The 13,387-nt window shown below is 65.0% G+C and carries 12 protein-coding genes and 2 pseudogenes; 4 read left to right on the top strand and 10 right to left on the bottom strand.

Annotated elements, in window-relative coordinates; all coding sequences use genetic code 11:
* The 8 genes from RMO12_RS09545 to RMO12_RS09510 form a co-directional block, all read right to left on the bottom strand.
* On the bottom strand, window positions 1-383 hold a 383-nt coding region (locus RMO12_RS09545; protein ID WP_405029654.1), incomplete at its 3' end, for an endonuclease/exonuclease/phosphatase family protein.
* On the bottom strand, window positions 383-847 hold the full coding sequence (nudB, locus tag RMO12_RS09540; RefSeq protein WP_309639112.1) for a dihydroneopterin triphosphate diphosphatase: 465 nt from the start codon (window positions 845-847) through the stop codon (window positions 383-385). The genes RMO12_RS09545 and nudB, both read right to left, overlap by 1 nt.
* A 112-nt stretch (window positions 848-959) precedes the next feature.
* Entirely contained in the window at window positions 960-2,750 is a 1,791-nt protein-coding gene (gene aspS / locus RMO12_RS09535) for an aspartate--tRNA ligase (RefSeq protein ID WP_309626129.1), read from the bottom strand.
* Between the two features lie 116 nt (window positions 2,751-2,866).
* Complete coding sequence (locus RMO12_RS09530; RefSeq protein ID WP_309626128.1) at window positions 2,867-3,526, bottom strand: DUF502 domain-containing protein; 660 nt, start codon at window positions 3,524-3,526, stop codon at window positions 2,867-2,869.
* Between the two features lie 22 nt (window positions 3,527-3,548).
* Window positions 3,549-3,938 carry an FmdB family zinc ribbon protein gene (locus RMO12_RS09525; protein WP_309626137.1) on the bottom strand — a complete coding sequence of 130 codons (390 nt, stop codon included), beginning with the start codon at window positions 3,936-3,938 and terminating at the stop codon, window positions 3,549-3,551.
* Window positions 3,939-4,014: 76 nt separating this feature from the next.
* Window positions 4,015-5,463, bottom strand: a complete 1,449-nt coding sequence (locus tag RMO12_RS09520; RefSeq protein ID WP_309639111.1) for a sodium:solute symporter family protein — start codon at window positions 5,461-5,463, stop codon at window positions 4,015-4,017.
* A gap of 53 nt (window positions 5,464-5,516) precedes the next feature.
* A complete protein-coding gene (gene ubiB / locus RMO12_RS09515) occupies window positions 5,517-7,085 on the bottom strand; it encodes a ubiquinone biosynthesis regulatory protein kinase UbiB (RefSeq protein ID WP_309639110.1) in 1,569 nt (522 codons plus the stop codon).
* Window positions 7,082-7,621, bottom strand: coding sequence for a hypothetical protein (locus tag RMO12_RS09510; protein ID WP_309639109.1), 540 nt, complete (start codon window positions 7,619-7,621; stop codon window positions 7,082-7,084). Before RMO12_RS09510 ends, ubiB begins: the two co-directional genes overlap by 4 nt.
* 193 nt (window positions 7,622-7,814) lie before the next feature.
* Between RMO12_RS09510 and RMO12_RS09505 the strand changes: the two genes are divergently transcribed.
* The 4 genes and pseudogenes from RMO12_RS09505 to RMO12_RS09485 all read left to right on the top strand — a co-directional run bounded on the left by RMO12_RS09505 (window position 7,815) and on the right by RMO12_RS09485 (window position 12,468).
* Window positions 7,815-9,209, top strand: coding sequence for an undecaprenyl-phosphate glucose phosphotransferase (locus tag RMO12_RS09505; RefSeq protein WP_309639108.1), 1,395 nt, complete (start codon window positions 7,815-7,817; stop codon window positions 9,207-9,209).
* A gap of 42 nt (window positions 9,210-9,251) precedes the next feature.
* Window positions 9,252-10,544 carry a hypothetical protein gene (locus RMO12_RS09500; RefSeq protein WP_309639107.1) on the top strand — a complete coding sequence of 431 codons (1,293 nt, stop codon included), beginning with the start codon at window positions 9,252-9,254 and terminating at the stop codon, window positions 10,542-10,544.
* Between the two features lie 15 nt (window positions 10,545-10,559).
* A pseudogene (gene gmd, locus RMO12_RS09490) lies at window positions 10,560-11,668 on the top strand (GDP-mannose 4,6-dehydratase).
* Window positions 11,665-12,468 (top strand): hypothetical protein, encoded by an 804-nt coding sequence (locus RMO12_RS09485; protein WP_309639105.1) that lies wholly within the window; start codon window positions 11,665-11,667, stop codon window positions 12,466-12,468. Before gmd ends, RMO12_RS09485 begins: the two are co-directional and overlap by 4 nt.
* Before the next feature lie 49 nt (window positions 12,469-12,517).
* On the opposite strand, the pseudogene RMO12_RS09480 reads toward RMO12_RS09485, so the two are convergent.
* Window positions 12,518-12,742 (bottom strand): annotated as a pseudogene (locus tag RMO12_RS09480) (IS21 family transposase); the annotation flags it as partial.
* A gap of 244 nt (window positions 12,743-12,986) precedes the next feature.
* Window positions 12,987-13,387: helix-turn-helix domain-containing protein (locus tag RMO12_RS09475; protein WP_309639104.1), on the bottom strand; the 401-nt coding region annotated here is incomplete at its 5' end.

Below are 13,387 nucleotides of genomic sequence, written 5' to 3'. Positions count from 1 at the left end.
TCGCTCACGTCGTGGTGGCCGATGTCACCGATCGGCCAGCGCGACAGCAGCGCGTTGCCGTGCTCGCCCTCGCGCGTGGTGGCGTTGGTGCGGTAGGCGACGTCGTAGCCTTCGGGTGCCAGGAATTCGGCCTGGCTTTGGGCCGGCCAGCCGAATGAGGTGCGCTCGAAACGCCGCGCGTCGCCCCGATGAAAATGCCGCACTTCCTGCAGGCACACCAGGTCGGCGTCGAGCGCTTCGATGGCCAGACCGAGGTTGTGGATCTCCAGGCGCTTGGTCGGGCCCAGGCCGCGCACACCCTTGTGGATGTTGTAGGTGGCCACGCGAAGGCGGCCCTCGAGCGTCGATGCCGGTGGAAGATTGGACGATTGAAGTGGGTTCATTAGGCAAAGCGGGGCAATTGCAGCACCGCCTCGGCGTTGGACGGCGAGAAGCAGCGGTCGGCCGCCTCGCGCCAGGGCAGCCAGGCATGCTGCACATGCTCGCGCGGGTTCAAGCGCAAGGTAATGTCGCGCGGCACGGCAAGGCCGAACACATGCTCGGTGTTGTGCGTGACGCCGCTCGCATAGCGGTGGCGCCAACGCGGGTAAATTTCGTAGACGTTGGCGAGTTGCCAGTCGCGCAGCGCAGCAATCGGCACGGCGGGCGAGCCGATGACGATGCCCGTCTCCTCGGCGACCTCGCGCAGGCAGGTTTGCATCAGCGGTTCGAAGGCGTCGTCCTTCGACCCGGTGACGCTCTGCCAGAAACCTGGCGCGTCGGCCCGCTCGATGAGGAGAACGTCCAATGCTGGCGTGTGGATCACGACCAGCACGGACTCGGGAATCTTCGGTGAGCGCTCGCTCATGGACGCTTCAGACGTCGCTGTTGACCGCATCGAGGGTGTCGAGCAGGCCGACGAAGCGACCGCGCAGGTTTTCAACTGCGACCGAGACTTCCGCTCTGGCATTTGCCGCCACTCAGCCCGCCGCCTGCGGATTCCTCAACCGGATGTGCAGTTCGCGAAGCTGTTTCTCGTCCACCGAACTCGGCGCATGCGTCAGCAGGCACTGCGCGCGCTGCGTCTTCGGAAAGGCAATCACGTCGCGGATGCTATCGGCCTTGGCCATGAGCGTAATGAGCCGGTCCAGGCCAAAGGCCAAGCCGCCGTGCGGCGGCGCGCCGTATTGCAGCGCGTCGAGCAGGAAGCCGAACTTGGCCTGCGCCTCCTCAGGGCTGATCTTGAGCGCCGAGAACACCTTGCTCTGCACCTCGGCGCGGTGGATGCGTACCGAGCCGCCGCCGAGTTCCCAGCCGTTGAGCACCATGTCGTAGGCCTTGGCGATGCACTTGCCAGGGTCGGTGTCCATCAGGTCCTCGTGCCCGTCCTTGGGTGCCGTGAACGGGTGATGCACGGCCGCCCAGCGGTCGCCCTCCTCGTCGTGCTCGAACATCGGGAAGTCGACCACCCACAGCGGCGCCCACTTGTCCTCGAACAGCCCGTGGCTGCGGCCGAACTCGCTGTGGCCGAGCTTCACGCGCAGGGCTCCGAGCGCGTCGTTGACGACCTTGGCCTTGTCGGCGCCGAAGAAGACGAGGTCACCGTTGCGCGCACCGGTGCGCGCGATGATCTCGGCAATGGCCGCGTCGTGCAGGTTCTTCACGATCGGACTCTGCAGGCCTTCGCGGCCCTTGCCCGCGTCGTTGACCTTGATCCAGGCCAGGCCCCTGGCGCCGTAGATCTTGACGAACTCGGTGTAGCCATCGATCTCGCCGCGGCTCATCTCGCCGCCCCCGGGCACGCAGAGTGCCGCCACACGGCCGGCCGCGCTTTGCGCCGGCGCCGAGAACACTTTGAAATCGACGTCCTTCATCACGTCGGTGAGCTCGGTGAATTCAAGTTTGACCCTGAGGTCGGGCTTGTCGGAGCCATAGCGGTGCATTGCCTCGGCGTACTTCATCACCGGATAGACGGGAAGCTCGACATTCATCGCGGTGCGAAACACCGTGCGGATCATGCCCTCGAACATGTCGCGGATCTCTTCCTCGCCGAGGAAGCTGGTCTCGATGTCGATCTGCGTGAACTCGGGCTGGCGGTCCGAGCGCAGGTCCTCGTCGCGAAAGCACTTGGTGATCTGGTAGTAGCGATCAAACCCCGACACCATCAGCAGCTGCTTGAACAGCTGCGGCGACTGCGGCAGGGCGAAGAACATGCCTTCGTTGACGCGGCTCGGTACCAGGTAGTCGCGCGCACCCTCGGGCGTGCTCTTGGTGAGCATCGGCGTCTCGATGTCGATGAAACCGTTGGCGTCGAGAAACTTGCGCACCTCCATCGCGACGCGGTAGCGCAGGATCAGGTTCTTCTGCATCGCCGGGCGGCGCAGGTCGAGCACGCGATGCGTCAGGCGCGTGGTCTCGGAGAGGTTGTCGTCATCAAGCTGGAACGGCGGCGTGACGCTCGGGTTCAAGACCTCGAGTTCATGGCACAGCACTTCGATCTTGCCGCTCACCAGGTTGGCGTTGTCGGTGCCGGCCGGGCGCGCGCGCACCTTGCCCACGATCTTCAGGCAGAACTCGTTCCTCACGCCTTCGGCGGCCTTGAACATCTCGGCGCGGTCGGGGTCGCAGACGATCTGCACCAGGCCTTCACGGTCGCGCAGGTCGATGAAGATCACGCCGCCGTGGTCGCGGCGGCGGTGGGCCCAGCCCATGAGGGTGACGGTTTGCCCCATCAGCGCGTCGCTGACGAGGCCGCAGTAGCTGGTTCGCATGAAAAATGCTCCGGGAAAGCAGGGTGTTCTTCGGGGCCGCCAAGGCGGCGGCGCAAGGGGGCCGGGCGCGGATGAGCTGTCTTGCAAGCCCTCGGGGCTGAACGCCTGCCGGGCGCTCAACCCGCCAGATTGGGCGGCGCCGTGATGACCGCCGAGGGCGCATGGATCGGCGGCGCCACCACGCCCATCGAGATGATGTATTTGAGCGCTTCGTCCACGCTCATGGTCAACGCGATCACATCGGCGCGCGGCACCATCAGGAAGAAGCCCGAGGTCGGGTTGGGCGTCGTCGGCACGTACAGGCTCAGGTAGTCGCCGTGCAGATGCTCCGCCGCCTCGCCGCCGGGCCTGCCGGTCACGAAGGCGATGGTCCACGAGCCCGCGCGCGGGTACTGCACCATGACCGCTTCCCGGAACGCATTGCCGCTGCTCGAGAACAGCGTGTCCGAGACCTGTTTGACCGAGCTGTAGATCGACTTGACGATCGGGATGCGACTGAGCATGCGGCTGCCCTGCGCCAGCCACCACTGCCCGACGATGTTGGTGGCGAACATGCCGGTCACCAGCAAGGCCAGCACCATCACGATCACGCCGAGGCCCGGCACGCGTTTGAGCATCTCCAGCGGCGAGTGTGCCGCGTTCGGCAGCACTGCCTGCGAGCCGCTCAGCAGCCAGGCGAATACGCCATCGAGCAGACCCAGCACCGAGTGAAGCACCCAGATGGTGATGGCCAGCGGCAGCCAGACCAAGAGGCCGGCAATCAAGTATTTTTTCACTCGCGTGATCCGCGCGAGCGCCTCAGGGCGCGCACGATGTGCCGCTCCCGCCGGCCGCGGCAGGGGCTGCGCCGCTGACCGCGGGCGTTGCTGCCGCGGGGGGGGCGGCAGCGTCGGGCTTGGCGGCCGCGCCAGCCGCCGGGGCCGTTGCGTCGCTGCCCTTGCCCTGGCCCGCGTCGACGTCGCCACTCTTGCCAGCGTCAGCGTCGCTCTTGGCGGCAGCGGTCTGGCCGTTGCGGAAATCGGTGGCATACCAACCCGAGCCCTTGAGTTGGAAGCCGGCGGCGGTCAATTGCTTCTGGAAGCTGTCAGCGTTGCAGACCGGGCAGGTAACGAGCACCGCATCGGACATCTTCTGCAGTACGTCTCGCGCATGGCCGCAGGAGGCGCAGCGATAGGCGTAGATCGGCATGGCCAAGCCCTTGATTTCAAAAGCGGAATTGTAAGGGACCGGCTACGGCCGATGGCGCTGGCCAGACCCGGGCGCGTCACGTGCCGAGCCCGACCACGCGATGATGTGCGCCGTGACGGTTCTCGAGCGCCTGCGGACCGAGCGAGCCGATCAGCATGCCCGCGGCCGCGGCCAGTACGCCGGCGAGCTGGCCCGGAAAGGCCGTACCGGCCGGCGTTGCCATGAACGCCAGCCAGGTGAGGATCCCGAGCACGATCGAGACCAATGCACCCTGCGTGGTCGCGCGCTTCCAGTACAAGCCGAACACCAGTGGAATGAAGGCACCGACGAGCGTGACCTGGTAGGCGCCGGAAACCATGTCGTAGATCGGCGTGCCCTGCGAGGCGATCGCGTAGATGCACACGAAGATGGCGAACACCAGCACCGCGATGCGCATCGTGAGCAGTTCGCGCCGGTCGCCGCTGCGCGGCACGAACTGGCGCCAGATGTTCTCGACGAAGGTGACCGAGGGCGCCAACAAGGTGGCCGACGCGGTGGACTTGAGCGCCGAGAGCAGCGCGCCGAAGAACAGCACCTGCATCACGAACGGCATCTTCTCGAGCACCAGGGTAGGCAGCACCTTTTGCGGATCTTCCTTGATCAAGGTGGCGGCCTGCTCCGGCATGATGATCAGCGCGCTGGTCACGAGGAACATCGGCACGAAGGCGAAGGCGATGTAGGCCAGGCCGCCGATCACCGGGCCCTTGGTCGCCGCCTGCACGCTGTTGGCCGACATCACGCGCTGGAACACGTCCTGCTGCGGGATCGAGCCGAACATGATGGTGATGGCCGCGCCAATGAAGAAGGCAATCTCCGTGAAGCTCGGCTCCGGCAGAAACTTGAACAGGTCCTTGCTGACGGCCAGCGCAATCACCTTGTCGGCGCCGCCCGCCAGGTCGGCCGCGAACACGGCGATCACCGTCAGCCCCACCACCAGGATGATCATCTGGATGAAGTCGGTCACCGCCACCGACCACATGCCGCCGAACAGCGTGTAGGCGAGGATCGAAGCGGTGCCGATCACCATGCCCAGCGCAACGCTGATGGCGCCGTCCGAGAGCAGGTTGAACACGAGCCCGAGCGCCGTGACCTGGGCCGACACCCACCCGAGGTAGCTCAGGATGATGATGAGCGAGCAGATGATCTCGACGCTCTTGCCGTAGCGCTCGCGGTAGTAGTCGCTGATGGTGAGCAGCGACATTTTGTAGAGCTTGGCGGCGAAAAACAGCCCGACCAGGATCAGGCAACTGCCGGCACCGAAGGGATCTTCGATGACGCCGCCGAGCCCGCCCTGCACGAACTTGGCCGGGATGCCGAGCACCGTCTCGGAGCCGAACCAGGTGGCAAAGGTGGTGGTGACGATCATCACCAGCGGCAGATGGCGCCCGGCGACCGCGAAGTCCGCCGTGGTCTTGACGCGCCTGCCGGCCCACAGGCCGATCGCGATGGTGATGAGCAGGTAGACGAAGACCAAGGTCAGCAGCATGGGCGCGGTCTCCAGGGCGGCGGAAAATCAGAACGGCGGGATTATCCCTGCGCTCAGAACCGCCACTGCTGCCACAGCTGCGCCGCCAGCAGCCCGAGCAGAAAACCCAGGCCGGCGAAGACGATGCCCTGCAGTAGGCGGTTGGTGCGTCGCTGCTCTGCCACCAGTGCGGCCCAGTGCGCTTCGTGCGCGCTCGACGCGGCGCGCTCGTCGACCCTTGCCTGTAGCGCGTCGTGCAGCAGCCGCGGCAGCTCCGGCAGCAGTTTGGCGTAGCGCGGCGCCTCGGCGCGCAGCCGCTCCGCCAGCCCGCGCCAGCCGATCTGCTGGTTCATCCAGCGCTCGAGAAAGGGCTTGGCGGTGCTCCACAGGTCGAGCTCCGGGTCGAGCTGACGGCCCAGGCCCTCGATGTTGAGCAGCGTCTTTTGCAGCAGCACCAACTGCGGCTGGATCTCGACGTTGAAACGCCGCGAGGTCTGGAACAACCGCAGCAGCACCTGGCCGAGCGATATCTCCTTGAGCGGGCGGTCGAAATAGGGCTCGCAGCAGGCGCGCACGGCGCCTTCGAGTTCGTCGACCCGCGTGCCCTTGGGCACCCACCCCGACTCGAGGTGCAGTTCGGCCACGCGCTTGTAGTCGCGCCGAAAGAAGGCGATGAAGTTCTGTGCCAGGTAGTCCTTGTCGCTCTCGGTGAGCGTGCCGATGATGCCGAAATCGAGCGAGATGTAGCGCCCGAACGTGGCCGGTTCGAGGCTCACCTGGATATTGCCGGGGTGCATGTCGGCGTGGAAGAAACCGTCGCGGAACACCTGCGTGAAGAAGATCGTGACGCCATCGCGCGCCAGCTTGGGAATGTCAACGCCGGCCGCGCGCAGCCGCTGCACGTGGCTGATCGGCACGCCCTTCATCCGCTCCATGACGATCACGCCGGGCGTACACAGATCCCAGATCATTTCCGGCACCATCACCAGACGCAGTCCTTCCATGTTGCGGCGCAATTGCGCCGCGTTGGCTGCCTCGCGCACGAGGTCAAGCTCGTCGTGCAGGTACTTGTCGAACTCGGCCACCACTTCGCGCGGCTTCAAACGCTTGCCATCGAGCGAGCCGCGCTCGACCCACGCCGCCAGCTTGCGCAGCAAAATGAGATCGTTCTCGATGGCCACGAGCATGCCCGGGCGCAGCACCTTGACCGCGACCTCACGGCCGTCTTGAAGCACCGCGAAATGAACTTGCGCGATCGAGGCGCTGGCCACCGGCTCGCGCTCGAAGCTGGCAAATACGGCCAGCAGGGGCCGCCCGAAAGCCTGCTCGACTAGCGCTGCCGCCTGTGACGCGGGAAACGGCGGTACCCGGTCCTGGAGCTTGGCCAGCTCGTCGGCTACGTCGAGCGGCAGCAGGTCGCGGCGCGTGGAGAGCACCTGCCCGAACTTGACGAAGATCGGCCCGAGTCGCTCCAGCGCCAAGCGCAGGCGCTCACCACGCGGTGCGTCGAGCCGTCGCCCGATCGCCACCACCCGCGCCAGCGCTCGCAGCCAGCGGTGCTTGAAGCTCGAGAGCGCGAGTTCGTCCAGACCGAAGCGCAGGACCGTGAACGCGATAAAGCCCAGCCGCAGCAGATGCCTCATTGCGCGGCCGCCGGGCCGGCGTCACCCGCAGCGGCCCAGCCTGCGACGCGCGCGGCGGGTGGGCGCAGCGCTTCACGCACAGCGCGTGCGACGCCGGCCAACCGATACGCCACGGCGTCGCCGACCAGCCGTGCCAGGTCGTGCTCCATGTCCCAGCGCAGGTTGTCGGCCAGCCAGCCGATATCGGTGGCGAGGCTAGCATCGCCATCGATGGTGACGCTCGGCCGCTGACCGCCCAGCCAACGCAACGCCAGCAGATGCGGTGCTGGCAATTCAATCCCGACGCGCAGATCGGCTACCGGCTCGCCGGTCTGTGGCGCGCGCTCGAACAGGCCGGCAGGCGTGACGAGCACCGCCAAGTCACGTGGCCGCGGCCACGGGCCGGGCGCCACCTGCCACGTCACGTACAGGCATTTGCCGGCATGCGGCAAAAGGCGTGCGCACGCCGCAGGTTCGGACATGAGCAAGTGGTTGAGCAGCAGCAGCCCACGCCCCAGCGCGGCGTTAAAAAGCAAGGTCATGGGCTCGTCGGGCACGCCGTAATTGTAGGCGGCGGCCCTCGGCCCCTGACCGCGAATGGCAGTGTGGCGCCCGCGCGGCACCCCTGCGCGAGGGGGCTGGGACGCGGGGCATTGTGGTCACAATCACACCCGACGGTGGAAGCGGCAAGTGCCCGGGGGGCCTACCGCTTCACGGGCCCGCCGCGACCCTCGAGTTTTTAGCTTTCGCATGTTCGAAGACCGCACCTACAAGAGAACGTTCTACAGCGCGCCGCAGTCCGTCACGTCCTTCATTGCGGCGCTGCTGGAGCCGTCCCTGACGGTGACGTGCTTGATCGCGGTGACGCGGTGGTTCGACGAGCCGATCTTGCGTTCGACCTTGACGCTGTGCCTGCTGGTCTTTGCGCTGAGCTTTCCCGGGCGCAACCGCTTTCGCGACAGTGGGCTGACCGCAGCGGTCGACATCGGGCTGTCATGGTCGAGCCTGCTGCTGATCCTCTTGCTGTGCGCCTATGCAACGCGCAGCTTCGGCTTCTTCGAGCCCGACGTGCTGCTGGTGTGGGCCGTCGCGACGCCTGTGCTGCAGTGGCTCGCTGTCATGGTAGGGCGAACGGTGATCCTGCGCCGGGCGCGCCTGCCGCAAAACCGCAGTTCGGCGGTGATCGTCGGCGCCGGGCCGCTGGGACTGAAAGTGGCGAGCGCGCTCAGCCGGCGCGCCGAGGTATTGGTCGACATCGCCGGCTACTTCGACGACAGAACCGACGAGCGCGTCGCGCCCGAAACCACCGCGCTTCGCCTGGGCGCGCTGGCCGACGTGGCGCCGTATGTGATGAGCAAGGGCATCCGCGAGGTCTACATCACCCTGCCGCTGGGCCTGCAGCCGCGCATCGTGCAACTGCTGGAGTCGCTGCAGGGCACGACGGCGTCGCTGTACTTCGTGCCCGACGTGTTCGGCATAAGCATCATTCAGGGCCGCCTGCAGGACATGAACGGCGTACCGGTCGTCGGCATCTGCGACACGCCATTCACCGGCACCAACGGGCTCGTGAAGCGGGCCTCCGACATCGTGCTGGCGAGCCTGATTCTTGTGCTGATCTTGCCGCTGCTGCTGCTCATCACCATCGGCGTGAAACTCAGTTCGCCCGGGCCGGCCTTGTTCAAGCAGCGCCGCAACGGGCTGGACGGCGAGGAGATCACGGTTTACAAGTTCCGCTCGATGACGACCCAGGACAATGGCGCCACCGTGACGCAAGCCACGCGCAGCGACCCGCGCGTGACGCGTTTCGGCACCTTCCTGCGACGCAGTTCGCTCGACGAGTTGCCGCAGTTCTTCAACGTGCTGCAGGGGCGCATGAGCATCGTCGGGCCGCGGCCGCATGCCGTCGCGCACAACACGCTATACCGCGAACTCATCAAGGCTTACATGGTGCGTCACAAGGTCAAGCCGGGAATCACCGGCTGGGCGCAGGTGAACGGCCTTCGTGGTGAAACCGATACGATCGAGAAGATGCGCGCGCGCGTCGAGTACGATTTGGAGTACCTGCGCAACTGGTCACTGGGGCTGGACTTGCAGATCATTGCGCGAACCGTCAGGCTGATAATCTTTGATCGACATGCGTACTGATGTCCGGCCCAGGCAGCCCCTTAAATCCACGGAGAGACAGACATGAAAAACAAACTGCAGTTCACGTCGATCGCCGTCGCCGCCCTGATGCTGATCTGCCTGACGCCGGTTTCTTCGGCGCTCGCTGAGCCGAATCCGTATTACATCGGCGTCTCGCAGGCATTCTCCCGGGACTCGAACCTCTTCCGTTCCCCCGACAACCAGCCCGCCACCTCGGACGTCTATTCGACCACCGGCTTGCTCGGGGGTATCAACCAGCCGTTCGGGCGTCAGCGTTTCTATGTGGACGCCAACGTGAAGCGCAACATCTATCAGGACATCACGCAGCTGAACAACACGGGCTATGGTCTGGCAGTCGGGCTGGATTGGGAGACGATCGAGCGCTTGTCCGGCACCTTGAGCTACTCGGAGAACAGGACTTTGGCCCGCTATGGCGCCGACGATGGCCCGCAAATCACCAAGAGGAACCTCGAGAAGAATCGGGAGTTGCTGGCGCGCGCGCGATTGGGCTTGGTGTCGACCTTTGCACTTGAAGGTTCGCTAACCCATCGGCAACTGGACTACTCCGCGGCCGAGTTCGCCTTCCAGGAGTTTGAGCAAAACGCCGGCAGTCTCGGATTGCTGTATCGGCCCAGCGGACTGCTCACGCTCGGCGCCGCACTGCGGTACACCAAAGGCAAGTATCCGTTTGCGGTGCAGGCTAACCCGGGCGTGCTTCAACGCGACGACTTCGACCGCAAAGATCTGGATCTCACCTCCGTCTGGGTACCCACCGGTCTGAGCACAGTCAGTGCACGGTTGAGCTTCACGAGAGAGACCCACGAAGCCCTTGCATCGCGCGACCTCTCGGGCGCGACCGGTGCATTGACCTGGGACTACAAGCCGACCGGCAAGCTCGCTTTCACGACGGCCTTGATTCGCGACACCGGCGCGGAATCGAGCTTCAACCGATTTGGCGGGGCCGCGGCGGCCAACACTGGCGGCAATGCCAACGCGAATGCCAATGCCAATGCGATCGGCAACAACAGCAGGCTGTCCAGTGCGCTGCAGTTGCGGGTTTTGTACGAAGCCACGGCGAAGATCAAGCTCGAGTCGAATGCGCGCTACGCTCGCCGCAAGCTGGTCAACACCTTCGCCTTGACGACGGGCGGATCTTCCACGGACGCGGGTTCGGACCGCACCGCGGAGCTGTCGATCGGCGCGCGCTACGAGCCGACTCGCGTTTGGCTCCTGGGGTGCGACCTGGCAAGGCAGCAGCGCAGTTCGTCGTCGTCGGTTTCTTACCCCTACAGCGTCAATCAGGCAAGTTGCTCGGCTCAGCTCAAGCTGCAGTGACACCGGCTTGAACCCATGAAGGAGACTGCTCTCATCACCGACATCACGGGTCAGGATGGTGCCCACCTCGCCGAATTGTTCTCGACAAAGGCTACGCCGTACGACGACGTACATGGCATCAAGCGGCGCAGTTCGTTGTTCAATACCGATCGCATCGATCACCGGTATCAGGACCCGCACGTCGACGATCAACGTTTGGTGTTGCACTACGGCGACCTGAAGGATCCACCAACTTGGTCCGCGTCATTCAGCAGGTGCAGCCCGACGACATCTACAACCTGGCAGCGCAGAGCCATGTGGCGGTCAGCTTCGAGGAGCCCGAATACACCGCCAATGCGGATGGCGTTGGAGCGCTGCGGCTGCTGGAGGCGATCCGCATCCTGGGTCTGGAGAAGAAAAGACACGCTTCTATCAGACCAGCACCTCCGAACTCTATGGGCTGGTGCAGGAGATCCGACAGAAGGAGACAACGCCGTTCCTACCCCCGCAGCCCATACGCGGTGGCCAAGCTGTACGCATATTGGATCAGCGTGAACTACCGTGAGGCCTACGGTCTGTACGCCTGCAACGGCATCTTGTTCAATCACGAGAGCCCGATTCGAGGTGAAACCTTCGTCACGCGCAAAATCATGCGTGCTATCGCTCGCATCGCGCTGGGCCTCCAGGAGTGCCTGTCGCTGGGCAACCTCGCCGCACTGCGTGACCGTGGCTGTGCACGCGACTACGTGGAGATGCAGTGGCTGATGCTGCAGCAATCGGAGCCGGAAGACTTCGTCATCGTCACCGGGCGCCAGTACAGCGTGCGCCAGTTCGTGCTCGGCATAGAACTTAAGTTCGATGGCAAGGGCGAGCGGGAGACGACGGTCGTCACCAAGGTTACCGGCGACAAGAGAAGACTCAAGGTCGACCCGCGCTACTACCGGCGCACGGAAGTGGAGACTCTTCTGGGAGACCCGAGCAAGGCCAAACAGAAGCTCGGCTCGGAGCCGAAGACCACACTGGCGGAACTGGTGGCGGAGATGGTCAACAGCGACTACGCGGCAGCGCACAGCGACAGCCTACTAAAGAAAGCTGGCGGGCTTCCAAGCTTACGACTACAACGAGTGAGCGCGGAGCAATCATGATGATCCGAATCAAGCATTGGGCGGCCCGCGCGCAGCACCAGGCGTTCGGACTGCGCGATTTCGAGCGGCTCGACGTCACACGCGGCGCGCTGACCGTGGTATCCGACGATGGAGAAGACTGCAATCTCCGGTTCGCAGAGTTGCTGGGCCGTTCGGGCGTCGCGGGCTGCTTTGCCGTGGCTGACGACTTCATCGGACGCCCCGGTTTCTTGAGTTATTCACACTTGCGCGAGCTGCAGCAAGCCGGACACGAAATTGCCTTCCACGGCCGCAAGAGCGTCGCCTTCGACATCTTTCACGACGCCGAAGTGCTACGAAGCGATATCGAAGCCGGCTTGAACCGACTACGTAGCGAGGGGCTTGTGGTTTCCAACCTCGTCTACCGCTGGGGCACGAGCACGCGTTCGGCCCGTCGCTTGCTCGCACCGCTGTGCAGCTCAGCCTGCGTGCCATGGTCCGGCCTGAACGAGCGCGTGACCAACCGCTACGCCCTGAGGCGGATCGCATTCGGCGCCTACACGGGACGCTCGTCCCACACGCAGGAGTGGTTTTTCAATGTAGTCGAGAGCGCCGCAAAGGGCCAAGCTTGGCCCATATTGATGCTGCACCCGGGCGCGGCGGGCCACACGGCCGAACACGATGCAATGCTGCGCAAGATTCTTCAGCACGCAAGACATGCAGGTTTGCCGGTGCGGACGCTGTCAGATCAGCTTGCCGCGCTCGGCGTTGGTGCGCCTACAGCAATCGCCGCGGCCCAACCAATTGGAAGCAGCGACACTCGGAAGGCATCTCGCGCCTGATAACGAGCGCTCCGGCACCATGGACATCAACGCTCCGACTTACGTTGCAGTCCTGCACGTTCTTCTCGACGGCTCCCTTCTCCCAACCACTGGCGACGTTGCGGAAGTCGGCATCGAACAGGTAGTGCGCGCACATCACGGCGAAGCGGGCGTTGACGACTCGGCCCTTGCCCTTCTTGACCTTGTCGACCGCGGTCTTCATGTTGTCGTAGATGCCGCGGCGCGGGATGCCGCCCAGCGCCGCGAAGCTGCGGGTGTGCGCGTCGAACAGCACGTAGTCTTGCTTGGCTGGGGCACGCTCGGTCATGGGCAGCGGCTTGCGGCTGTGGCCGATAAGTTGCAGGCTTTTCTCGTCGATGCAGATCACCGGCTGCGCGCGCGACAGCGGCCGTGCGTACAGCTCGAGCAAGGCGTACATGCGGTGCCGGTACTCCTCAGTCAGCATCCCGATGCACCGCATCAGCTTGCGCCGCGGCTTGAAGTCGTTTTTTTGAGCATGCGTCGCACGGTCTCCCGACTCACGCCGCCCAGCCCCGGCTCTTGGCGAGCAACCCGTTCAGTTCGACCAGCGTCCAGCGCTGCCGACCCTCAGGTGGAGCCGAACAGGCCAGCGCCGTCACCCGCGCCTCGGCGTCGGTGTCGTACTGGCGAGGTCGGCCCGACCGCGCCACGTCGAATACCGCCAAATCGACGCCCCCTTGCAGATACGCCCCGCGGGTACGCCACACAGCCGCGCGCCCCATCCCGAGCACGGCCATGATCTTGGGCCTCTGGGATGCCTCGATCCAGGCACGACAGCCGATGCGCTCGATTGACCTCCCGCGAAGAATGAACACCCTTGGCCCCTCGTCGTTTCGTGTGGAATCCAACACCCACAATGGTCGTTGGTAGTCGGGGCCGGTGGACATGTGGGCAAGGC

This window comes from Methylibium sp., from assembly GCF_031393925.1.
GTDB lineage: Bacteria > Pseudomonadota > Gammaproteobacteria > Burkholderiales > Burkholderiaceae_C > Methylibium.
Note: the sequence above shows the minus strand (reverse complement) of the source record. Positions and strands in the feature narration are given on the sequence as shown.